Source organism: Aquirufa originis, from assembly GCF_042714495.1.
Taxonomy (GTDB): domain Bacteria; phylum Bacteroidota; class Bacteroidia; order Cytophagales; family Spirosomataceae; genus Aquirufa; species Aquirufa originis.
On the sequence record NZ_JBBKXY010000002.1, the window covers coordinates 547,997 to 567,884 of the forward strand.

A 19,888-nucleotide genomic window follows, 5' to 3' on the forward strand; every position below is an offset into this window, starting at 1 on the left:
GCCTGTTTTGAATAATAATTAGGTTATTTGCGTTATTGACTATTATTGGCTCCATTTCGCTTATTTACCGGTTGATAAATGATAGGTTACATATAATATTTAGGTGTAATGCCTAAATAAGTCAATGAGTCTAGAGTCGAATAATAGTCTTTCACGGACTTAACGGTACAGGATGTAACGGAAATTTTTCCTAATTTTCGGACTTTAAAACAATACTATGAAAACAAGACGATTTGGCCGGACGAACTGGCAAGTGAGTGAAGTGGGGTATGGCATGTGGGGCTTGGCCGGTTGGACCGGATCTGATATTGAGGAAGTCAATAAATCATTGGACCGTTCGGTTGAACTTGGTTGTAACTTTTTTGACACGGCTTGGGGTTATGCGGAAGGCAAGAGTGAGGAAATCCTGGGAGGTCTTTTGAGACGTCATAAAGAAACTACCTTATATGCTGCGACGAAGATTCCGCCCAAAAACTTTACCTGGCCATCCAAGTCTCATTTCAAAATAGAGGACTGTTTTCCGGCTGATCACATCGTAGAATACACGGAGAAAAGTTTGCGCAATCTGAAAGTGGAGCAAATAGATTTGCAGCAGTTCCATGTGTGGGAAGATGCGTGGGCGGATCGCGATGAGTGGAAAATGGCAATTGAGAAGCTAACCAAAGAAGGCAAAGTAGCTCATTGGGGAGTTTCGGTAAACCGTTGGGAACCCAACAACTGTTTGCAGACCCTGGAAACCGGATTGATTTCTTCGGTGCAGGTGATTTACAATATTTTTGACCAAAATCCAGAAGACCAATTATTTCCGCTATGTAAGAAATTAGACGTGGGAGTAATCGCACGTGTACCTTTTGATGAGGGAAGTTTGACAGGTTTGATGACCTATGAAACGACCTTCCCGGCGAATGATTGGCGTTCGACCTATTTCGTTCCAGAGAATTTGATTTCGAGTGTGGATCACGCGAATGCCTTGAAACCATTGGTTCCAGAAGGAATGGATTTGCCTGAAATGGCCTTGCGTTTCATCCTGTCGAATCCAGATGTGGGCACGATCATTCCAGGTATGCGGAAGATTAAGCACGTAGAAAGTAATACTGCGACCTCAGATGGCAATGGTTTATCAACAGCATTAGTAGAGGAGTTGCGCGCGCACCGTTGGGAGCGTCAGCCTACTTCTTGGTCGCAGTAAAAAGTTCTTTTAACGCGGCCTCTTCTCGGAATCCCGATGTTTTAGTGATCAACTCCCCTTTGGAGAAGACGATGAAACTCGGGATTTCGTCTATTCCGTAGGCTTGCATGATGGCCTGGTTGCCGTCCGCTTCGACCTTTAAAACGGTAACTTTACCTTTGAATTCTTCGGCTAATTTATCGACGATGGGCATCATTTTCAGGCATGGCGCACACCATTTGGCATAGAAATCAACCACAACAGCATCTGATGAGGCGATTTCTTTTTTGAAGTCTCCCAAATTCCAAGCCGCATCATGCTTCACATCGGGCACTCCCTCTAATGGCTTTAGACGAGTCGTCCATTTTAAATAGCCCCCTTTCATTTCGGTCACTTGAAAACCAGCTGCTCGCATTTGTTCTGCTGCTTGTGCGGAACGACCGCCGGAAAGACAATAGATTAATACTGGTTTATCTTTGGAAAGTTGCGCGACCTTGGCGCTGAAATCGGGGGAACGAAAGTCGATGTTCATCGCCTTTGGCAAATGTCCTCCTCCAAATTCCCCCGTCGTCCGCACATCCAGCAAATAAGCGTTAGGCGTCTCTTTGATCTTCTTTTCGAAGGTATCTACGTCCAAAACTTGAGCGAACGTGTTGAGGCTCAGTAGGGATACGAAAGCCATCGCAAGGCATGTCGAAATACTTTTTATCATCTCTTAATACGGAATTAGGCAAAAAAGCGTTATTTTGCAGGGCAATTTATGCAATAATTAGTAATTCAGTTAATCACAATAAATATTATACGATGAGTGCAATACAGTATGTACACGCAAGACAAATTTTAGATTCACGCGGAAATCCAACGATCGAGGTGGATATCAAGACCGAAGACGGTGCTTTTGGACGTGCAGCAGTTCCATCTGGAGCTTCTACAGGTATCCACGAGGCAGTTGAACTTCGTGACGAAGACAAATCAGTTTACGTAGGAAAAGGTGTTTTAAAAGCAGTTGAGAACGTAAATACGGCGATTGCTGAAGAACTTTGGGGTTTAGAAGTGTCTGAGCAAAACATGATCGATAACATCATGATCGAATTAGACGGAACTCCTAACAAAAGCAAATTAGGCGCTAACGCGATCTTAGGTGTTTCTATGGCAGTTGCGAAAGCAGCAGCACAAGAAGCAGGTTTATCTTTATACCGTTACATCGGTGGCGTTAACGCAAACACGTTACCAGTTCCGATGATGAACATCTTAAACGGTGGTTCTCACGCGGATAACTCGATTGACTTCCAAGAATTCATGGTGATGCCAGCGAAAGCGGAGTCATTCTCTCACGCTTTACGTATGGGTACGGAGGTTTTCCACGCATTGAAAGGTGTGTTGAAGTCCAAAGGATATTCTACTAACGTAGGTGATGAAGGTGGTTTTGCACCAAACATCAAGTCGAACGAAGAGGCAATCGAAATCGTATTGCAATCGATCGAAAAAGCAGGTTACAAGCCAGGCGAGGAAATCTTCATCGCAATGGATGCAGCTGCATCTGAATTCTATGATGAGAAAACAGGTCTTTACACATTCAAAAAATCTGACGGAAAGCAATTGAACTCAATGGAGATGGCTGCTTACTGGAAGACTTGGGCTGACAAATACCCAATCATCTCGATTGAAGACGGTATGGCTGAAGACGATTGGGCAGGTTGGGCTGAGCAAACGAAATTGATCGGTTCTAAGTGTCAATTAGTAGGTGACGATTTATTCGTAACGAACGTGAAGCGTTTACAACAAGGTATCGACAAAGGCGTTGCAAACGCAGTTTTAGTAAAAGTTAACCAAATTGGTTCATTAACAGAAACGATCGACACAGTTAACTTAGCGAAACGCAATTCATACAAAAACATCATGTCACACCGTTCGGGAGAGACTGAAGATGCTACCATCGCTGACTTAGCAGTAGCATTGAACACAGGCCAAATCAAAACAGGTTCTGCGTCACGTTCTGACCGTATGGCTAAATACAACCAATTGCTTCGTATTGAGGAGGAATTAGGGGCTAACGCATATTTCCCAGGTTTGAATTTCTAATTCTATGCTCGATCGCGTACGTAGTTTATTTTTAGGGCCAAATCGTTTCTATTACGTCTCCACCTCCGTTTTGTTGGTTTGGATGTTCGTATTAGATACAAACGATCTTTCGGTCCAATATAGACTTTACACCGAATTGGCAGACCTGAAGGCAGAACACGAATACTATCGGCACAAGTTAAAGGAGCTGAAACAGGAGCGTGCTGCCGTGATGGGAAATCCAGCGTTGTTAGAAAAATACGCTCGCGAAAAATATTTCATGAAACGACCTTCCGAGGATGTCTTCGTGATAGTAGATCAGGAGAATCAACCGATTGAAAAATAAAAGAAGCCCGGCGCATAGCGCTGGGCTTCTTTTATTTTAATTGAAAGCATAAAGCACAAAGCATAAAGCATAAAGGTGGTTTCGCCTGCAGCGAATCGTATAGAGGATTTTATGCAATCTGCCTTTCCGGCCTCTAAACCCAATAAAGTGTGAAATAAACTTCGAGGCACTCAGGCGACTTTTCAGGTATTGACAGAATGTGTCAATACGCGAAAATGCCATTTTGTGCCTTGAAAGTATTTTAACCCATTTGTGCCATTAGAGCACCTCAGGGCTATATCGGACTTATTCCCTACGGACTGAGCGACGCAGTCGCGATTAAGCCCCGTTGGGGCGACTAAAATAACGCCACCCCCGTCATCTCTTTCGGTTGAGCCACGCCCATCATTTTCAAGATCGTAGGAGAAACGTCACCCAGTTTACCATCGCGAAGCGTTGGTTTGAAGTCGTTATCTACTAAAATACATGGAACAAGGTTTGTTGAGTGAGCTGTATTTGGTGAACCATCTTCGTTCATCATTACGTCCGCGTTTCCGTGGTCGGCGATGATGATGAAGGAATAGCCGTGGGCTAGACCCGCTGTTACGACTGCCTCAGCGCAAGCGTCGACGGTTTCTACTGCTTTAACTACGGCAGAGAAAACACCCGTGTGGCCTACCATGTCAGGATTAGCGAAGTTTAAGCAAACGAAGTCTACCTCCTCTTTTTCTAATTCTGGGATTAACGCATCGCGAAGATCTGCGGCAGACATTTCGGGTTGAAGATCGTAGGTTGCGACTTTTGGGGAGTTGCGTAGGATGTTTTGTTGTCCTGTGAAAAGGGCCTCGCGACCGCCAGAGAAGAAGAACGTAACGTGTGGATATTTTTCGGTTTCGGCGATGCGAATTTGTTTTTTACCTGCGCCCTCTAGGACCTCGCCCATCGTCATTGGTAGGTTGGAGTCGTTGAAGATCACGTGGACGTTTTGGAATTCTTTATCGTATTCCGTCATCGTCAAGTAGTACAAATTCATTTTGTGCATGTTCTCCTCGTGGAAATCACGTTGCGTTAAAGCTTGTGTGATTTCGCGGCCACGGTCGGTGCGGAAGTTGAAGCAGATGACCACGTCGCCCTCTTGGATGTTGCCAATAGGAGCACCTGACGCATCTGTCATTATGATTGGGTGGATGAATTCGTCCGTTACACCAGCCGCGTAACTAGCTTCGATGGATTTTAGTACATCAGTAGAAGGATTTCCTTCGCCGTGGACCATTGCTTTGTAGGCCAAAGCCACACGCTCCCAGCGATTATCGCGGTCCATCGCGTAGTAACGACCCGTTACAGAGGCGATTTGCGTGTTGGTTTTAAGCGTATGTTGGTATAAATCGGTCATGAATTTTAGACCTGATTTGGGATCCGTATCACGGCCATCTGTGAAAGCGTGGACGAAAACTTTGCCCAAACCTGCCTCTGACGCCGTCGAAAGCAAGGATTTCAAGTGCTCGATGTGTGCGTGAACGCCACCGTCGGACACGAGACCCATGAAGTGAACTGATTTATTGTTTGCTTTGGCATAGTCGAATGCTTTCGCTAATTCAGGCTCCTGGCCTAAGGTATTTTCTGTGACTGCTTTGTTGATGCGAACGAGGTTTTGGTAGACCACGCGGCCTGCCCCTAAGTTCATGTGTCCCACTTCCGAGTTGCCCATTTGGCCCTCTGGTAAGCCTACTGCTAAGCCGGACGCCTCTAATTTCGAGTGCGCATATTTGCTGTAAAGCGAAGAAATAAATGGCGTTTTGGCCGCGTCGATTGCGGAAACTTTGGGGTTTGTTGCGATGCCCCAGCCATCTAAGATCATTAAAACTACTTTCTTATCCATCTTTTATTGTATTACATTTCACCACAAAATTACCCATTTCTAGGCAATTTGCCTAGATTCTATTGCTCATTTGTTCTGCCAAAGCCTTGATATCCACCACCTCAATCGTCTTCTTTTCGGTCGGAAAGGCAGCCACCTCGATCATCGCTTTGGCTAATTCTTCCAAAGTAGACGCCGTCTTCCCCGCCACCAAAAGCAGCAGCGGATACATCCAATCGATGTATTTATAGTATTTCAAAGTGAATTTATTCCCCTTCATCGGCTGTAAATACCCCGGTCTAAACGAATACGAATCCCGAAAACCCATCTTTTTCAAATCATTTTCCGTCTTACCCTTTACCCTCGCCCACATAATCGAACCCTTTTCGCTGCTGTCCGTGGACATCCCAGAAATATAGCTGAAGCTAATCGTTTTGGGCATTTGCGCCGCAAAACCCAATGTCAAATCATAGGTCTTGCGCCTAAACTCCTCTTCTTTCATCCCCACGGACGAAACTCCGAGGCAAAATAGGCATGCATCGTAATCTTTGACGACCTCTTTAATCTCTTCCGGCTGGTAGAAATCGGTTAAGAAATACTCTTTTAATTTCGGGTGTTTATGTCCAGACGGCTTGCGACTAATCGCCAAAACCTCTTTCACAAACGGCGAACGCAACGCCTCCAGCATCACGCCCTCGCCCACCATCCCGGTTACCCCGGTCACAATCACTTTGATTTGTGGATTTTCCATCGTAGAATTGAAAAAATATTAAACCTATGTCAACCTCCCGCCGCGATTTTATCGCCCTAGCCTCGACCTTGCCCTTTGTGGCATCAGCTGAACCTTCAACGAAAATGACCTTCATACATCATGTGTTGTTTTGGGCCAAAAACCCAACCTCCACCACCGAAACCGATCAACTCTACCGCGCCCTAAAATCTTTAGGCACCCTCCCCATGATCACTTCAGCCCACGTAGGCAAGCCCATCGTCACCGATTTTGACAAATCCGTTACAGAAGCAAGTTACACCTTTTCGGTAGTCCTTGTTTTCGACAGCGCCGAAAAAGAGAAAGAATACCTCTACCACCCACTCCACAAGAAGTTCATTCAGGATAACATGCACCTGTGGGGAAAAGTTCAGGTGATAGATTCGCAGGAGCCTGCGGCTTAGTCCGAAGTCCGGAGGGAATGAGTCCGTAGGTGGAATTGAAAAATTTTATTCACGATTAGGTCATCTTTTGATAAATATCATAACTACGGCAATAGTCACTGACATTTGACCTACCCAGAAAATAAACATCCATTTTAAAATCTCAGATTTGAATTCAGAAATGGAATTTTCAAGTTTATTGATTTTTTCGGTGATTCCGAAAAGTTTTTGATCTAAGTATTCTTTCGTCACCAGATTTTCAAATCGGTGATCTTGCAGTTCGTGGATACTCGATACAAAGTCCATTGCGTCGGTGTCGTTTAGGTGCAATTTAGCACGAGCTAAATCGTATAGTTTGATGTTTAGTGGTTGCATGGATAAATGTAACCCATTTTTTGGATATTACCCTTTAATAAACTGATAATTGCACAGTAGCTAGTTGACAGTTGTCAGTGGGCAGTGGCTTAGTCCGAAGGAAATGAGTCCGGAGGTAAAATTTCGCTAATTTTAGTTTAGTGATTTTCGCGTATTGACACAATCTGTCAATACCTGAAAAGCTGCCTGAGTGGCTCGAAGTTTATTTCACCCATTATTGGGTTTAGGACTCATAGAGGTAGATTGTCTAAATTCCAGCACTATACTATTCGCCTGAAGCGAAACCTTTATACTTTATGCTCTATGCTTTGAGCCGAAGGCTCATTTATCGCAAAGAACGGCGGCCTAAAAGATACATCCCCACTGCGGAAACGATCAATAGCATCACAGAAACCACATCTTGCCAGCGTACTAATTCGGGGCGTGCGAATAACAAAGCCCAAGATGAAGCAGAGATCCCCGTAAAAACGGCTAAGAACGTTCTTGGTAACATGCCCAAAGTTCCAGCCGTAATAAAGGCGCGGAAGGGAACGCCTACAAAGGCCATGATGGCGTTTGTGATGGCGAAAGGAAAAATTGGAGAAAGCCGAGCGAGGAACACCCAAGAAAAGGAGGAAGACCGCACGTTTGCTAGGAAACTAGAAGGCACGCGCGACAGCAAAGCTGTCGCGCCGAACTTTTTGGCGAGAAAATAACCCAAAGCCGAAGCCGCCGAGTAAGCCAAAATCAACGGCATGAGGCCTGAAAAGCCATAAACATAGCCTGTAAACAGTGCAAAAAATGTCGTGGGACATAGGGCCAGGCCCATAATTAGAGCGGCGAAAATCCAAAAAACTACCGACCCCAGCAGAGAAAACGTCGTAAAAAACGAAGGATTAGCTAGCGCGTAGTAGCCCAAAAAGCCAGACGCCAGCAGGGGCAATAGGCCCATCCAAACGAGGTAGAGCGTTTCGTAAACGAGTTTTTTGTTCATAAAAGGGCCCCGCAAAGGGGGCAATTATCCCCCAAAGTTAATACCTTTGTACGCTTATGGAAATTGCGATCATAAAATACAATGCGGGGAATGTGGCGTCGGTGATGTACGCGTTGGATCGTATTGGGCAAAAATACCAATTGACAGATGACCAAGAGGAGATTAAAAAGGCCGACAAAGTGATTTTTCCGGGGGTGGGTGAGGCGAGTACGGCGATGGCTTATTTGAAAGAAAAGGGCCTAGATACATTGATAAAGGGGTTAAAGCAGCCAGTTTTGGCGACCTGCATCGGAATGCAATTGTTGTGCAAGCACTCGGAAGAGGGAAACGTGGATTGCATCGGGGTGTTTGACGTGGAGGTGAAGAAATTCATTAGTAAAGACTTGAAAATTCCGCATGTTGGGTGGAATTCGATCGTGCAGAAAGGCGAGAATCCCCTAATGAATGGACTGAAAGAGGAAGAGTTCGTCTATTTCGTTCACTCCTTTTATGCGCCTGTAAATGAGTACACTACAGCGGTTTGTGAGTATGAGCAGCCGTTTTCGGCGATGTTACACAAGGATAATTTTTATGCCGCGCAGTTTCACGCGGAGATCAGCGGAAAGGCTGGCGAACAGATTTTGAAAAATTTCTTAGCACTTTAATATGTTTCAACTAATTCCGGCGATCGATCTGATAAATGGGCAATGCGTGCGATTGACTCAGGGGGATTATGGCCAAAAAACGGTCTATTCCGAAGACCCTTTGGAGATTGCCAAAGCCTTTGAAGGAGCCGGAATTCAGCGTTTGCACTTGGTGGATTTGGATGGGGCGAAGGCGAAGAAGATTGTGAATGCGGCGGTTTTGGAACGCATTGCGTCGAATACGTCGCTGCACATTGATTTTGGTGGCGGGGTGCAATCGGATGAGATGATTGATACGGCTTTTTCTGCGGGTGCCGCGCAGATTACCGCCGGCAGTATTGCCGTGCGTAATCCTGCGCTGGTCTGCGAATGGTTGCAGAAATATGGGTCGGAGAAGATTATTTTGGGGGCGGATGCGCAGAATGAGATGATTGCTGTTTCGGGCTGGCAGGAGAATTCGAATATTTCGATTTTTGATTTTCTACAGGATTATACCTCGAAAGGCGCGAAGTATGTGATTTCGACGGATGTCGCCAAAGACGGTTTGTTGCAAGGCCCCAGCTTCGATTTATATGAAAAGATTCAGGCTTCGAGCCCGTCGTTGAGCGTCATTGCGAGCGGTGGGGTGGCTTGTATGGAGGATTTAGTGCGCTTGCGGGAGATGAATTTGTTTGGGGTGATTGTGGGGAAAGCGTTTTATGAGGGTCGGATTAGTTTAGCGGATTTGGCCAAATTTTCTGCAGAAATATGTTAACGAAGCGCATCATACCTTGTCTGGACATTAAAGAGGGGCGGACCGTGAAAGGGACGAACTTTGTGGACCTGCGCGATGCCGGGGATCCGGTGGAGCTGGGGGCCCTTTATGCGCAGCAGGGGGCGGATGAGCTGGTTTTTTTAGATATTACGGCGACGGTTGATGACCGGAAGACGTTAGTGAATTTAGTCCGTGAAGTCGCGCGGCACGTGAATATTCCTTTTACCGTGGGCGGCGGAATTTCGTCCATTGCTGACGTATCGGCGTTGCTGAACGCCGGCGCGGACAAAGTGTCCATCAACTCGTCTGCGGTGCGCCGGCCAGAGCTGGTGGATGAATTGGCCTTGGCTTTTGGCTCCCAATGCATCATTGTCGCGATCGACACGCGCTTTGAACCCGCCGTGGGCGTGGACTTCGTCCACACCCACGGCGGCCGTCGAATCACCGAACTAAAAACCCTCGAATGGGCACGCGAAGTCGAAAACCGCGGCGCCGGCGAAATCTTATTAACCTCGATGGACGCGGACGGAACGAAAGCAGGCTTCGCCTGTGATTTAACCGCCCTTATATCCTCAGCAGCCTCCATTCCCATTATTGCCTCTGGCGGAGCGGGAACAATGGAGCATTTTACCGAAGTATTCACGACCGGCAAAGCCGACGCAGGCCTCGCCGCGAGTATATTTCACTTTAAAGAAATTGAAATTTTGGCATTGAAGAATTACCTTGCAACCCAAGGCATCCCGATGCGCATTTAATAGAAATATGTCCAAGCAACCCGATTTTTCCAAAGGCCTCGTGCCCGCCATCATCCAAGATGCCAGCACCCGTACCGTTTTGATGTTAGGCTACATGAACGAGGAAGCCTACGCAAAGACCGTTGCAGAGTCCCGCGTGACCTTTTTCAGCCGCTCGAAGAACCGTCTTTGGACTAAAGGCGAAGAATCAGGCAACTTCCTAGACGTAGTCAGCCTCTCGATCGATTGCGACGCAGACACCATTTTAATTCAGGCCAAACCGGCTGGTCCCACTTGCCACACCGGCGCAGACACCTGTTTCAATGAGTCAAATGCAGACAACGCAGCTTGGTTAGATCAATTAAAGCACGTCATCCGCAGCCGCAAAACCGCCCCTGCATCGTCTTCCTATACCGCTTCTTTATTCCAATTAGGCACCCACAAAGTGGCCCAAAAAGTAGGCGAAGAAGCCGTCGAGCTCGTCATCGAAGCCTTGATGCAAAACGATGACCTTTTCAAAGGCGAAGCGGCGGATCTAATTTTCCACTTATTAGTCTTATTAGAGGATCGCGGAATCGATTTAAGCGAAATCATCGCCGTTCTTCAATCTCGTCACGCTGCTAAATAATCTTTCCTATGATCGGTTTCATCATTCGTTACATCATCATTGCCTGCGTAGTTATGGTCATTCCTCGCTATTTAAAAGGCATTACGGTAGACGGTTTCACGACCGCACTTTTAGTCGCTCTAGCGATGGGCTTTGTGAATTCTTTTGTTAAACCCGTGTTGAAGATCATCAGTTTCCCTATTACGTTCATGACTTTAGGGTTATTTTCTCTCGTGATTTCGGTAGGTCTAGTCTATCTAGTCGCTGCCTATGTGCCCGGTTTTGCCGTGACAGGGTTTATTGCCCCTTTGATTTTTAGCTTTCTGGTGTCGTTATCTACTTCATTTGTAGGGCTCTTTACTCGCTAGGGCACTTTTTGCTATTATAAGTCGCGAGGTACGCAGGCGACTTTTCAGGTATTGACAGATTTTGTCAATATGCTTAAGGTTTAACCTTATCAAACTAGTCTAAAACTAGTCTTCCTCTGTTTTCTGGCATTTTTTCAATTTTTTCGATTCGAGAATCGATGTATTTTTTCACAATCCAGCCGTCTTGAACGACTACATTATATCCTAATACTTCTAGCGTTCTTTTTTCTGCTTTTCGAAAGCCTTTGTAGGCGATTGAGCGCAAGGAGTTCCCAGTTAGGGGATCTTGTATCCTTTTTCTTTTGACTTTGCTCTTATCCATAGGTGTAAGTTATCGATTTTAATGTGAATGTGTCTATCTATTCCTCAGCTCCGTCAAGAACTTCTTCGAATCAAATATCAGCTGAGATCTGGCTGCCGGAGCGACGATGACCGATTCCGTGTAGACTTCTTGGTCTTTTTCGAAGATGGTGACGGTGACTTTGGTGAATTTGTAGGGGCCCATGTGGCCGTTGTAGAAGAGCAGGGGCTCTTTGTTGCCAAAAAAATTGAACATGTTTGTAGGGTTTAGTGGTTAAAGACGCCGTGGCGGCGGAATTGAAAATGGCGTAGGTTTGTGACCTGCGCGTCGTCGTAGGTGATGGCGTTTTTAAGGATGAGTTTGAAACAGAATTTCCGCTCTAATTTGACTTTGTGGTACTTTAGGAAGTACTTGACGTCTTTTTCAGCGTGGGGTAGAGCTTCCTCTACTAAATTTTCGTAGCCTATAAAGGATCGTTTGATGCGCTCCCGCATCCAATAGATGCACAGTTCGCGTGCGTTTACCTGGTGGTAATGGGCAAAAATGATGACGAGGTCGAGGTCTGGGATGCGATTGCCGTTTTCGTATTTGCTCAAAAGCCCGGCGTCGATCCCGAGATCCTGCGCCATCACGTGCAGCGGAACGGCACGGATGAGCTTCAGGTATCTAGAGAAGTGGTTAAACATATTGATTAGTGGTTTGGTGTTCCAAATGTATTCCCACCCATCCCTCTAACCTAACAGCTTATTGATAATGTGAAATTAGAGCTTGATATTTATTACTAATCGACCACCTAGTCCTAATTCGACGATCTTTTGTAATGTTGATATTCGAATTTCTATGAGGTTATTTTCTGCAATTGAAATGGCGTATTTAGATGTACCACATTTTATAGCAAATTCTTTTTGTGTTAGCATGAGATTGAGCCTGGCAACTTTAATCATGGCGCTTATTTTAAATAGTTGTGCTCCCCATTCGAATTTATTTCTGGAGGGAGAACCTAATTTACCATAGGTTTCTTCGATTAATTGATCCAATGTTTTTAGGTTAGATTTCATAGTGGTTGTTTTTATTTAAAATTGATTTTGCAGTTTCCAGGTATTGACAGATTGTGTCAAAAGCTGAAAAAGCCGTTTATACAATTGCAAGCTATATTAGCAAAAAACACCTATAGGCTCTTCAGAGCCAATATTACCAGTTTTAGTTCCGGAATAATCATAACTGTGGTATCCCAGATCACATCCATCTTGATTGCATGGTATTCATGCAGGATGAAATTGCGGAATGCCTTTACCTTATACCAGGGGTAGTCGATTTTTTCCAAAAGAGATTTATCAATCAAAAGTGATGCTTCGCCAATGATGGTATAGTTGAAAAGGCAGGCTTCTACTGTTTTAGGATCGTTTAAAAAGGTTTGTAATGTGTGGTCTGCGGTGTATTGTTGAATCTTGTTAATGGCTAGCAGAATGTGCTCGATTCGCTCTTTCGAGCTTGGGGTGGAGGTTTTCATAAATTAAAATTTTGTCGTGGTTAAGTTGTTTTGCAATGCTCTTTAATGGGGCGCCTAGCATGACTAGGTCGACCTCTAAGGCTAGAAGCTGGGAGAGGTCTTGTTGGATCTCGGCTAGGTCAAAGAGGGTGAAGGGGGTGTTTTTGAAAACTTGGATCTGAATATCGATGTCGCTGGTGGGCGAATGGGTGCCACGGGCGTGGGAGCCAAAGAGCCAGGCGCGTTTGATTTGCGCTTTTTTAAGGAAGTAGGAGGCGATTTTATCGAGATTTTCCGCTGTCATAGTGAAAGGTAGTGAAATAAGGGATAGAAATTGTCGCGGAGCAAGGATGAGATAGTGATATTTTGTGTATTTTTAGGAAGAAATTGAGAATGTACTATGCAAGAGTTCGATAATAATAAAGTACCCATTAAGAAGTTGTGGCAGGTGATTGTGGCGTCGAGTGTGGGGACGGTGATTGAGTGGTATGACTTCTATATTTTTGGGAGTTTGAGTGCGATTATTTCGTTGAGTTTCTTTCCGAAGGAGGATCCGACGGCGGCGTTTATATCGACGTTGGCGGCTTTTGGGGCGGGGTTTGTGGCGAGGCCTTTTGGTGGGGTGCTTTTTGGGAGGCTGGGGGATTTGATCGGGAGGAAGTATACGTTTTTGTTGACGTTGCTTTTGATGGGTGGGTCGACGTTTGCGATTGCGTTTATACCGAGTTATGAGAGGATTGGGTTGGTGGCTCCGGCTGTGCTTTTGGCATTAAGAATCATCCAAGGATTAGCCTTAGGGGGCGAGTATGGGGGCGCCGCGACATACGTCGCGGAATATGCACCCGACGCCGAACGCGGGAAGTACACGTCCTACATCCAAACGACCGCCACGCTCGGTTTCTTCGTCTCCATCCTAGTCATCTTAGCGACGCAGCAGCTTTTAGGCGATGCGGCTTTTAAGGACTGGGGCTGGCGGGTGCCTTTTGCACTTTCTGGTATTCTAGTGGTTGTTTCTTACTTCATTAGGCGGAATATGGATGAATCTCCGCTCTTCTCCAAACTCAAGGTGGAAGGCAGACTCTCTGAAAATCCCTTAAAGGAAGCTTTCGCCAGTAAGGCGAATCGCCGCCTAATGTTAATTGCGATGTTTGGGGCGATTGTGGGGCAGGGGGTTGTTTGGCATACAGGACAATTTTATGCCCAAATCTTCATCAACAAAATCCTTCAGGTCGATTTCATTACAACGAACCTCATTATCGCCGCGAGTCTGGTGGTGGGCACTCCCCTCTTCGTGTATTTCGGGAGCCTGTCTGACCGGGTGGGTCGCAAGAAAATTATGCTGGGCGGTATGGCCCTCGCTGCGCTCGGGTACTACCCCCTTTTCTCGTGGATGTCCACGATTGTAGCCCAGGAGGGCACGATGGTCAATGGCGCGATCTTCCTGAACTGGACTGGAAAGCTTGAACTGGCATTCATTTGCAGCTTATTAGTGACTTTCGCGGCGATGGCCTACGGCCCGATCGCCGCGTTCCTAGTCGAACTTTTCCCTACCAAAATCCGCTATACCTCCCTCTCCATCCCGTATCACTTTGCTAATGGGGTGTTCGGCGGTTGTGCCCCTTTTGTGGCCACTTGGCTGGGAGCCGTCACTCATTCGAATTTTGCCGGATTGTTCTATCCCATCGCCCTAGCGGCCTTAACGGTCATCGTGGGCGTGATTTATTTACCTGAAACCAAAGGTCGAGCCCTCAGCGACTAAAATAGGACTATTCGAATAATTCGATGGATATAATTTCAAATATTCCCTTTAAATAAATTGTCTTTGGCGCTAAACCAAAATGGGGGTATATTTGTTTCTTGAGTTCGATTTTCTGAGCACCCTTTCATGTGACTCAGGATGGCGAAGCCGTGGAAAGAGATAGAGGTAAATGATTAGTATGGTCCAGGCGGCCGATTCATATATTCAAATAATCGTAAATCAATAATTCGTTGATTTACAGCGTTAAATAGTTTTGGTTATAATTTCCGATTATTTAAAATAGTCCAAAAAATAGATTATGGTGCGCAGTTTAGTGCGGATTATTTATTTTAAACTAATGCAAAAAAACATATTAATTACAGGAGGAGCAGGATTTATTGGATCCCATGTAGTACGCTTAATGGTGACCAAATATCCTGATTATCAAATATTTAATTTAGATGCCTTGACCTATGCGGGGAACTTAGAAAATTTAAAGGATATCGAAAAATTGCCTAACTACCATTTTGTGAAGGCGAATATTTTGGATGCCGATGCATTGAAGGAGATTTTTAAAAAATATAGCATTACGGACGTTATACATTTAGCTGCCGAGTCGCATGTGGACCGTTCTATTATTTCACCATTGGACTTTGTGTACACGAATGTAATTGGCACGGTGAACTTATTAAATACTGCCAAGGATTTTTGGGAAGGAGATTTAAGTTACGAAAATGCACATGACGGAACTTGGGATAAAAAAAGAGATCATTTATTTTACCATATTTCTACGGACGAGGTTTATGGAAGCTTAGGAAAAGAAGGTTTGTTTAAAGAGACAACACCTTACGATCCAAATTCTCCGTATTCTGCAAGTAAAGCAGCAAGTGATCATTTTGTGAGAGCTTATGGTGAGACTTATCATTTGCCAATCGTAGTTTCTAACTGTTCTAACAATTATGGGCCTAATCATTTTCCAGAAAAATTAATTCCATTATTCATTCATAATATCATTAATAAAAAACCATTGCCAGTATATGGTGACGGTTTGTACACAAGAGATTGGTTGTATGTAATAGATCATGCGCGTGCGATTGATTTGATATTCCATGAAGGAAAAAAAGGAGACACTTATAATATTGGTGGATTTAACGAATGGACTAATATCGACTTGGTAAAATTATTGATTACCCAAATGGATGAAAAATTAGGTAACGCAAAAGGAGAGAGCGATGGCTTGATCACTTATGTAAAAGATAGACCAGGTCATGACCGTCGTTATGCGATTGACGCCACTAAATTGAATAAGGAATTAGGATGGACGCCATCGGTTACATTTGAGCAAGGCTTGGTTTCAACCATTGATTGGTATTTACATAACACACTTTGGTTAGAAAATGTAACAAGTGGAAATTATAAAGAGTATTATAATTCAATGTACAATTACAGGTAGAGAATATTTATCATATTTTATTTAAAAGCTATGAAAAAAATACCATATGGCAGGCATAATATAACTGATGAAGATATACAAGCTGTTATAAATGTTTTGAAATCTGATTTTTTAACACAAGGTCCGAGCATAAAGCAGTTTGAAGATGCTTTTGCTAAGTATGTAGGTGCAAGGTTTGCAATAGCAGTTTCAAATGGAACAGCTGCTTTGCACTTAAATGCAATCGCTTTAAACATTAAGCCTGGCGACAAGGTGATTACTACACCAATAACTTTTGTTGCTTCTGCAAATTGCGTGCGTTATTGTGGAGGTGAAGTTGTCTTTGCTGATATAGATCCTGAAACCTATTTATTAGACATAAATAAAGTAAGAGAAATACTGGAAAATGACATTAATAAGGAAATCAAAGGAATAATCCCTGTTAATTTTGCAGGTAGAGTTGTGGACATGGAAGCTTATAGAGCTTTGGCAGATGAATTTAATTGTTGGATTATTGAAGATGCTTGTCATTCTCCTGGTGGATATTTTAATAATATGGCAAATCAGAAAATAATGTCTGGCTCAGGGGCATATGCAGATTTGTCAATCTTCTCCTTTCATCCTGTTAAACACATTGCTGCTGGGGAAGGTGGTATGATAACGACCAATGATGAAATTCTGTATAAAAAAATATTAAATTTAAGAACACATGGAATTCAGCAAGATCCAGAAAAAAAGATTGAAAACCATGGGGTTTGGTATTATGAAATGCAAGAGTTAGGATATAATTATCGGTTAACTGATTTTCAAGCAGCATTGGGTTTAAGTCAATTGGGAAGAGCTGACGAAGGTCTTCTAAGGAGAAAAGAGATTGCTAAGAAATATGAAAGCGCATTCAAAAATTTATCTTTTATTAAACATCAATCAGGTGTTATTGATGGGCATGCCTATCATTTGTACATTATAGAGGTAGATAGAAGATCGGAATTAGTCAACTACCTGAGAGAGAAAAATATTTTTGTTCAAATCCATTATATTCCTGCTCATTTAATGCCGTATTATAAACAGTATGGTTGGAAAAACGGTGATTTACCATTTGCCGAAAAATATTATAAAGGATGTTTGAGTCTTCCAATGTATCCATCATTAACCGACTTAGAACAAGAATTTGTAATTGATCAGATTCGCAATTTTTATGCATTCTAGAAATATCTGTATTATACCAGCGCGTGGGGGTAGCAAGCGCATTCCTAGAAAAAATATTAAAAATTTCTTAGGTAAACCAATCATAACATATAGTATTGAGCAAGCGTTGAAATCAGGTCTATTTGAAGAAGTAATGGTTTCAACAGATGATAGTGAAATTGCAAATATTGCATTAAAAAGTGGAGCTAATGTTCCATTTTTTAGAACAGAAAAAAATTCAAATGACTTTGCTACAACTGCTGAAGTTTTAATTGAAGTCATTAAAAATTATTCGGAAAATGGGTTTGAGTATGATAATATATGTTGTTGTTATCCAACTGCACCCTTTGTCAATACAGACAGGTTGATAGAGGGGTTTGAATTGTTAAATAAAGAACAAGTAGATTCGGTACTTCCTATTTCTAGCTTTGATTACACAATTTGGCGAAGTCTAAAAGAAAATGAAAATAGTTATTTGTCATTTAATTGGGATGAATTTGAAGATTCAAGATCACAGGATCTACCTCAAGTATTTCATGATGCGGGTCAATGGTATTGGATCAAAACAAAATCATTATTTACTCATAATAAAATAATTACTCCATTCACAAGAGGATTACTTTTAAGCTCCTTGGAAGTTCAAGATATTGATAACATTCATGATTGGAAAATTGCAGAATTAAAATATGAATATTTACAAAGTATTAAATAATCAAGTGTTCAATTATGAAATTTTTTCGTTAGTTCCCATACGATTTGAAGATCGCTTTGAAATTATGAAATGGCGTAATGAGCAGTTATATCATTTACGTCAAAATGAACTTTTAACAAAAGAAGCCCAAGACAATTATTTTGGAAATGTTTTGGCAAAAACTTTTCAACAAGATCAGCCTAATCAAATATTGTTTTCATTTTTAGAGGGCAATAAATGTATAGGATATGGTGGGTTAGTTCATATCAATTGGGTGGATAAAAATGCAGAAATATCTTTTATTATGAGAACAGAGCTGGAGAAAGATAGTTTTGAATTCAATTGGAAAAAATATCTAACACTTCTTGAGATGGTAGCATTTAAAGATTTAAAATTCCACAAGATCTTCACTTATGCATTTGATCTTAGACCTCATTTATACCCTGTATTAGAAGCGATGGGCTTTCATGAAGAAGCTCGTCTTAAAGAACATTGCTACTTTGACGGTAGTTATTTAGATGTTGTAATTAATTCAAAAATAAATGAGTATGCTTAGTTTGAGAAAACCTACGATTGAAGACATGGAAATGTATTTTTATTGGGCAAACGATACTCATGTTAGGGAACAGTCTTATAACTCTAGTTTCATAAATTTAGAAAAACATAAAGAATGGTTTGAATTAGCACTTAAAAATGAAGCATATTTTATGTGTATTTGTCAAAACTCAAACGGGGAAGATATAGGACAAGTGCGTATCCAAAAACAAACAGATAATGAAGCGCTAATTGGTATTTCTATAGATTCTAACAATAGAGGTAAAGGATATGCAAAAGAAATGTTAATTCTTGTTACTGATCTATTTTTTAAGTCCAATCCAAATTTTATTATAAATGCTTATATAAAAGAAAATAATTTGAGTTCTAAATTAGCCTTTGAAAATGCTGGATTTCACTTTATGAATATGGTTGAGAATGAAAACTTTATAAGCTATCATTTTATAAAAAAAATAAATTATGAGGATAGGTAATTTTGAAATAAATGCTGAAAGCAAAGTTTTTATGATAGCTGAGCTTTCTGCTAACCATAATGGAAGTTTAGATATTGCAATTGAAACAGTTAGGGCCGCAAAAAGAGCTGGTGCGGACTGTATAAAAATACAAACATACACTGCTGACACCATAACTATTGATTCAAATAAAGATGATTTTCTAATCAAAGGAACTATTTGGGAAGGGAAAAATTTATATCAGCTTTATCAAGAAGCTTATACGCCATGGGAATGGCATGAGGAAATTTTTAGAGTCGCTAAAGAGGAAGGTCTAATATGTTTTTCTTCTCCTTTTGATATTACGGCAGTTGATTTTTTAGAAAAATTAGATGTGCCTGCCTATAAAATTGCCTCTTTTGAGATAACGGACATTCCTTTGATTGAATATGTTGCTTCCAAAGGCAAACCAATTATTTTATCTACAGGCATAGCAACATTAGATGATATTGAATTAGCATTAGGTGCATGTAGAAAAATGGGGAATTACAATATTGCATTATTGAAATGCACATCAAGCTACCCAGCACCAATTGAAGAAGCGAATATGCAAATGGTAAAAGACTTTCAATCTCGTTTTGGTGTAGTTTCAGGACTGTCAGATCATACAATGGGATCAACAGTCCCCTTAGTTGCCATTTGTTTTGGTGCTAAAATCATTGAAAAACACTTTATTTTAGATCGCTCTATTGGCGGACCTGATGCTTCATTTTCAATGAATGAAAAAGAATTTGGAGAAATGGTTAAAACCATAAGAGAAGCAGAAAGTGCAATTGGATACGTTGATTATACTCTGACTGAAAAACAGTTAAATGGCAGGAATTTCTCAAGGTCTTTGTATGCGGTGAAAGAAATTAGTGAAGGAGAATTAATAACAAAAGAAAATGTGAAAAGTGTTAGACCTGGCTTTGGATTACATCCTAAATTCTATGACCAAGCGTTAGGTTCAAAGGCAAAAAAAAACTTCAAAAAAGGAGATAGATTTACTTTATAGAAAAAACTATCCCA

At 42.4% G+C, this 19,888-nt stretch carries 27 protein-coding genes; 16 read left to right on the plus strand and 11 right to left on the minus strand.

Translation table 11 applies throughout. The features are described 5' to 3' along the window. The first annotated feature begins 217 nt into the window (after positions 1-217). The gene (locus tag SKC35_RS07745) at positions 218-1,189 is read left to right on the plus strand and encodes an aldo/keto reductase (protein WP_377978824.1); all 972 of its coding nucleotides are present in this window, start codon (positions 218-220) and stop codon (positions 1,187-1,189) included. On the opposite strand, the gene SKC35_RS07750 is transcribed toward SKC35_RS07745, so the two are convergent. Continuing rightward, positions 1,170-1,850, minus strand: a complete 681-nt coding sequence (locus SKC35_RS07750; RefSeq protein ID WP_377978825.1) for a thioredoxin domain-containing protein — start codon at positions 1,848-1,850, stop codon at positions 1,170-1,172. The two genes, SKC35_RS07745 and SKC35_RS07750, sit on opposite strands and share 20 nt — an antisense overlap. 122 nt (positions 1,851-1,972) lie before the next feature. Here SKC35_RS07750 and eno point away from each other — a divergent pair, with 122 nt between their 5' ends. Both eno and SKC35_RS07760 read left to right on the plus strand, forming a co-directional pair. Continuing rightward, positions 1,973-3,250: a phosphopyruvate hydratase gene (gene eno, locus SKC35_RS07755; protein WP_130922293.1), complete on the plus strand. Its 1,278-nt coding sequence runs from the start codon at positions 1,973-1,975 to the stop codon at positions 3,248-3,250. A 4-nt stretch (positions 3,251-3,254) separates the two neighbouring features. Beyond that, a complete protein-coding gene (locus tag SKC35_RS07760; RefSeq protein ID WP_130895766.1) occupies positions 3,255-3,575 on the plus strand; it encodes an FtsB family cell division protein in 321 nt (106 codons plus the stop codon). Positions 3,576-3,912: 337 nt separating this feature from the next. Here SKC35_RS07760 and gpmI read toward each other — a convergent pair whose 3' ends face one another. Together gpmI and SKC35_RS07770 are read right to left on the minus strand one after the other, a co-directional pair. Beyond that, a complete protein-coding gene (gene gpmI, locus SKC35_RS07765; RefSeq protein ID WP_377978828.1) occupies positions 3,913-5,433 on the minus strand; it encodes a 2,3-bisphosphoglycerate-independent phosphoglycerate mutase in 1,521 nt (506 codons plus the stop codon). A 52-nt stretch (positions 5,434-5,485) separates the two neighbouring features. Then, complete coding sequence (locus SKC35_RS07770; protein ID WP_377978829.1) at positions 5,486-6,163, minus strand: NAD-dependent epimerase/dehydratase family protein; 678 nt, start codon at positions 6,161-6,163, stop codon at positions 5,486-5,488. Between the two features lie 26 nt (positions 6,164-6,189). On the opposite strand from SKC35_RS07770, the gene SKC35_RS07775 reads away from it, so the two are divergent. Then, on the plus strand, positions 6,190-6,585 hold the full coding sequence (locus tag SKC35_RS07775; RefSeq protein WP_269001179.1) for a Dabb family protein: 396 nt from the start codon (positions 6,190-6,192) through the stop codon (positions 6,583-6,585). Positions 6,586-6,645: 60 nt separating this feature from the next. On the opposite strand, the gene SKC35_RS07780 is transcribed toward SKC35_RS07775, so the two are convergent. After that, positions 6,646-6,939, minus strand: a complete 294-nt coding sequence (locus tag SKC35_RS07780; protein WP_377978830.1) for a hypothetical protein — start codon at positions 6,937-6,939, stop codon at positions 6,646-6,648. 325 nt (positions 6,940-7,264) lie between these two features. Then, entirely contained in the window at positions 7,265-7,927 is a 663-nt protein-coding gene (locus SKC35_RS07785) for a TVP38/TMEM64 family protein (protein ID WP_377978831.1), read from the minus strand. Positions 7,928-7,968: 41 nt separating this feature from the next. Between SKC35_RS07785 and hisH the strand changes: the two genes are divergently transcribed. The 5 genes from hisH to SKC35_RS07810 are packed head-to-tail and all read left to right on the plus strand — an operon-like array spanning position 7,969 to position 10,998. Further along, positions 7,969-8,556: an imidazole glycerol phosphate synthase subunit HisH gene (gene hisH / locus SKC35_RS07790; protein WP_377978833.1), complete on the plus strand. Its 588-nt coding sequence runs from the start codon at positions 7,969-7,971 to the stop codon at positions 8,554-8,556. A gap of 1 nt (position 8,557) precedes the next feature. Beyond that, complete coding sequence (gene hisA / locus SKC35_RS07795; protein ID WP_377978835.1) at positions 8,558-9,289, plus strand: 1-(5-phosphoribosyl)-5-[(5-phosphoribosylamino)methylideneamino]imidazole-4-carboxamide isomerase; 732 nt, start codon at positions 8,558-8,560, stop codon at positions 9,287-9,289. Next, positions 9,283-10,044, plus strand: a complete 762-nt coding sequence (gene hisF / locus SKC35_RS07800; RefSeq protein ID WP_377978837.1) for an imidazole glycerol phosphate synthase subunit HisF — start codon at positions 9,283-9,285, stop codon at positions 10,042-10,044. Before hisA ends, hisF begins: the two co-directional genes overlap by 7 nt. 7 nt (positions 10,045-10,051) lie before the next feature. Further along, entirely contained in the window at positions 10,052-10,651 is a 600-nt protein-coding gene (hisIE, locus tag SKC35_RS07805; RefSeq protein ID WP_377978839.1) for a bifunctional phosphoribosyl-AMP cyclohydrolase/phosphoribosyl-ATP diphosphatase HisIE, read from the plus strand. 8 nt (positions 10,652-10,659) lie between these two features. Next, a complete protein-coding gene (locus SKC35_RS07810) occupies positions 10,660-10,998 on the plus strand; it encodes a phage holin family protein (RefSeq protein WP_236633179.1) in 339 nt (112 codons plus the stop codon). Positions 10,999-11,092: 94 nt separating this feature from the next. Here the strand turns inward: SKC35_RS07810 and SKC35_RS07815 are convergent, their stop codons facing one another. The 6 genes from SKC35_RS07815 to SKC35_RS07840 form a co-directional block, all read right to left on the minus strand. Next, positions 11,093-11,320, minus strand: a complete 228-nt coding sequence (locus tag SKC35_RS07815) for a hypothetical protein (protein WP_252624555.1) — start codon at positions 11,318-11,320, stop codon at positions 11,093-11,095. 33 nt (positions 11,321-11,353) lie between these two features. Continuing rightward, a complete protein-coding gene (locus tag SKC35_RS07820; RefSeq protein ID WP_377978841.1) occupies positions 11,354-11,503 on the minus strand; it encodes a hypothetical protein in 150 nt (49 codons plus the stop codon). A gap of 62 nt (positions 11,504-11,565) precedes the next feature. Then, on the minus strand, positions 11,566-11,928 hold the full coding sequence (locus SKC35_RS07825; protein ID WP_377978843.1) for a helix-turn-helix domain-containing protein: 363 nt from the start codon (positions 11,926-11,928) through the stop codon (positions 11,566-11,568). Between the two features lie 132 nt (positions 11,929-12,060). Next, positions 12,061-12,357, minus strand: coding sequence for a helix-turn-helix domain-containing protein (locus SKC35_RS07830; protein ID WP_377978845.1), 297 nt, complete (start codon positions 12,355-12,357; stop codon positions 12,061-12,063). Between the two features lie 110 nt (positions 12,358-12,467). Continuing rightward, positions 12,468-12,809, minus strand: a complete 342-nt coding sequence (locus SKC35_RS07835; protein WP_377978846.1) for a HepT-like ribonuclease domain-containing protein — start codon at positions 12,807-12,809, stop codon at positions 12,468-12,470. Beyond that, entirely contained in the window at positions 12,751-13,092 is a 342-nt protein-coding gene (locus SKC35_RS07840; protein WP_377978847.1) for a nucleotidyltransferase family protein, read from the minus strand. The genes SKC35_RS07835 and SKC35_RS07840 overlap by 59 nt, the downstream gene beginning before the upstream one ends. Before the next feature lie 96 nt (positions 13,093-13,188). Here SKC35_RS07840 and SKC35_RS07845 point away from each other — a divergent pair, with 96 nt between their 5' ends. From SKC35_RS07845 to pseI, 7 genes are all read left to right on the plus strand, one after another. Continuing rightward, positions 13,189-14,547, plus strand: a complete 1,359-nt coding sequence (locus SKC35_RS07845; RefSeq protein WP_377978849.1) for an MFS transporter — start codon at positions 13,189-13,191, stop codon at positions 14,545-14,547. A gap of 337 nt (positions 14,548-14,884) precedes the next feature. Further along, positions 14,885-15,979 carry a dTDP-glucose 4,6-dehydratase gene (gene rfbB, locus SKC35_RS07850; protein WP_377978850.1) on the plus strand — a complete coding sequence of 365 codons (1,095 nt, stop codon included), beginning with the start codon at positions 14,885-14,887 and terminating at the stop codon, positions 15,977-15,979. A 30-nt stretch (positions 15,980-16,009) separates the two neighbouring features. After that, entirely contained in the window at positions 16,010-17,164 is a 1,155-nt protein-coding gene (pseC, locus tag SKC35_RS07855; RefSeq protein ID WP_377978852.1) for a UDP-4-amino-4,6-dideoxy-N-acetyl-beta-L-altrosamine transaminase, read from the plus strand. Continuing rightward, the gene (pseF, locus tag SKC35_RS07860) at positions 17,154-17,855 is read left to right on the plus strand and encodes a pseudaminic acid cytidylyltransferase (RefSeq protein WP_377978854.1); all 702 of its coding nucleotides are present in this window, start codon (positions 17,154-17,156) and stop codon (positions 17,853-17,855) included. Before pseC ends, pseF begins: the two co-directional genes overlap by 11 nt. Next, complete coding sequence (locus SKC35_RS07865; RefSeq protein WP_377978856.1) at positions 17,830-18,390, plus strand: GNAT family N-acetyltransferase; 561 nt, start codon at positions 17,830-17,832, stop codon at positions 18,388-18,390. Before pseF ends, SKC35_RS07865 begins: the two co-directional genes overlap by 26 nt. Further along, the gene (locus tag SKC35_RS07870; protein WP_377978857.1) at positions 18,377-18,862 is read left to right on the plus strand and encodes a GNAT family N-acetyltransferase; all 486 of its coding nucleotides are present in this window, start codon (positions 18,377-18,379) and stop codon (positions 18,860-18,862) included. Before SKC35_RS07865 ends, SKC35_RS07870 begins: the two co-directional genes overlap by 14 nt. Then, positions 18,849-19,874 carry a pseudaminic acid synthase gene (gene pseI, locus SKC35_RS07875; protein WP_377978858.1) on the plus strand — a complete coding sequence of 342 codons (1,026 nt, stop codon included), beginning with the start codon at positions 18,849-18,851 and terminating at the stop codon, positions 19,872-19,874. Before SKC35_RS07870 ends, pseI begins: the two co-directional genes overlap by 14 nt. Positions 19,875-19,888 lie beyond the last annotated feature (14 nt).

What these genes read in the sequence shown, in the direction of transcription:
- SKC35_RS07745 (WP_377978824.1), top strand. Translation starts at nt 218, where the DNA reads ATGAAAACAAGACGATTTGGCCGGACGAACTGGCAAGTGAGTGAAGTG.
- SKC35_RS07750 (WP_377978825.1), bottom strand. Translation starts at nt 1,850, where the DNA reads ATGGCTTTCGTATCCCTACTGAGCCTCAACACGTTCGCTCAAGTTTTG.
- eno (WP_130922293.1), top strand. Translation starts at nt 1,973, where the DNA reads ATGAGTGCAATACAGTATGTACACGCAAGACAAATTTTAGATTCACGC.
- SKC35_RS07760 (WP_130895766.1), top strand. Translation starts at nt 3,255, where the DNA reads ATGCTCGATCGCGTACGTAGTTTATTTTTAGGGCCAAATCGTTTCTAT.
- gpmI (WP_377978828.1), bottom strand. Translation starts at nt 5,433, where the DNA reads ATGGATAAGAAAGTAGTTTTAATGATCTTAGATGGCTGGGGCATCGCA.
- SKC35_RS07770 (WP_377978829.1), bottom strand. Translation starts at nt 6,163, where the DNA reads ATGGAAAATCCACAAATCAAAGTGATTGTGACCGGGGTAACCGGGATG.
- SKC35_RS07775 (WP_269001179.1), top strand. Translation starts at nt 6,190, where the DNA reads ATGTCAACCTCCCGCCGCGATTTTATCGCCCTAGCCTCGACCTTGCCC.
- SKC35_RS07780 (WP_377978830.1), bottom strand. Translation starts at nt 6,939, where the DNA reads ATGCAACCACTAAACATCAAACTATACGATTTAGCTCGTGCTAAATTG.
- hisH (WP_377978833.1), top strand. Translation starts at nt 7,969, where the DNA reads ATGGAAATTGCGATCATAAAATACAATGCGGGGAATGTGGCGTCGGTG.
- hisA (WP_377978835.1), top strand. Translation starts at nt 8,558, where the DNA reads ATGTTTCAACTAATTCCGGCGATCGATCTGATAAATGGGCAATGCGTG.
- hisF (WP_377978837.1), top strand. Translation starts at nt 9,283, where the DNA reads ATGTTAACGAAGCGCATCATACCTTGTCTGGACATTAAAGAGGGGCGG.
- hisIE (WP_377978839.1), top strand. Translation starts at nt 10,052, where the DNA reads ATGTCCAAGCAACCCGATTTTTCCAAAGGCCTCGTGCCCGCCATCATC.
- SKC35_RS07810 (WP_236633179.1), top strand. Translation starts at nt 10,660, where the DNA reads ATGATCGGTTTCATCATTCGTTACATCATCATTGCCTGCGTAGTTATG.
- SKC35_RS07815 (WP_252624555.1), bottom strand. Translation starts at nt 11,320, where the DNA reads ATGGATAAGAGCAAAGTCAAAAGAAAAAGGATACAAGATCCCCTAACT.
- SKC35_RS07820 (WP_377978841.1), bottom strand. Translation starts at nt 11,503, where the DNA reads ATGGGCCCCTACAAATTCACCAAAGTCACCGTCACCATCTTCGAAAAA.
- SKC35_RS07825 (WP_377978843.1), bottom strand. Translation starts at nt 11,928, where the DNA reads ATGGCGCAGGATCTCGGGATCGACGCCGGGCTTTTGAGCAAATACGAA.
- SKC35_RS07830 (WP_377978845.1), bottom strand. Translation starts at nt 12,357, where the DNA reads ATGAAATCTAACCTAAAAACATTGGATCAATTAATCGAAGAAACCTAT.
- SKC35_RS07835 (WP_377978846.1), bottom strand. Translation starts at nt 12,809, where the DNA reads ATGAAAACCTCCACCCCAAGCTCGAAAGAGCGAATCGAGCACATTCTG.
- SKC35_RS07840 (WP_377978847.1), bottom strand. Translation starts at nt 13,092, where the DNA reads ATGACAGCGGAAAATCTCGATAAAATCGCCTCCTACTTCCTTAAAAAA.
- SKC35_RS07845 (WP_377978849.1), top strand. Translation starts at nt 13,189, where the DNA reads ATGCAAGAGTTCGATAATAATAAAGTACCCATTAAGAAGTTGTGGCAG.
- rfbB (WP_377978850.1), top strand. Translation starts at nt 14,885, where the DNA reads ATGCAAAAAAACATATTAATTACAGGAGGAGCAGGATTTATTGGATCC.
- pseC (WP_377978852.1), top strand. Translation starts at nt 16,010, where the DNA reads ATGAAAAAAATACCATATGGCAGGCATAATATAACTGATGAAGATATA.
- pseF (WP_377978854.1), top strand. Translation starts at nt 17,154, where the DNA reads ATGCATTCTAGAAATATCTGTATTATACCAGCGCGTGGGGGTAGCAAG.
- SKC35_RS07865 (WP_377978856.1), top strand. Translation starts at nt 17,830, where the DNA reads ATGAATATTTACAAAGTATTAAATAATCAAGTGTTCAATTATGAAATT.
- SKC35_RS07870 (WP_377978857.1), top strand. Translation starts at nt 18,377, where the DNA reads ATGAGTATGCTTAGTTTGAGAAAACCTACGATTGAAGACATGGAAATG.
- pseI (WP_377978858.1), top strand. Translation starts at nt 18,849, where the DNA reads ATGAGGATAGGTAATTTTGAAATAAATGCTGAAAGCAAAGTTTTTATG.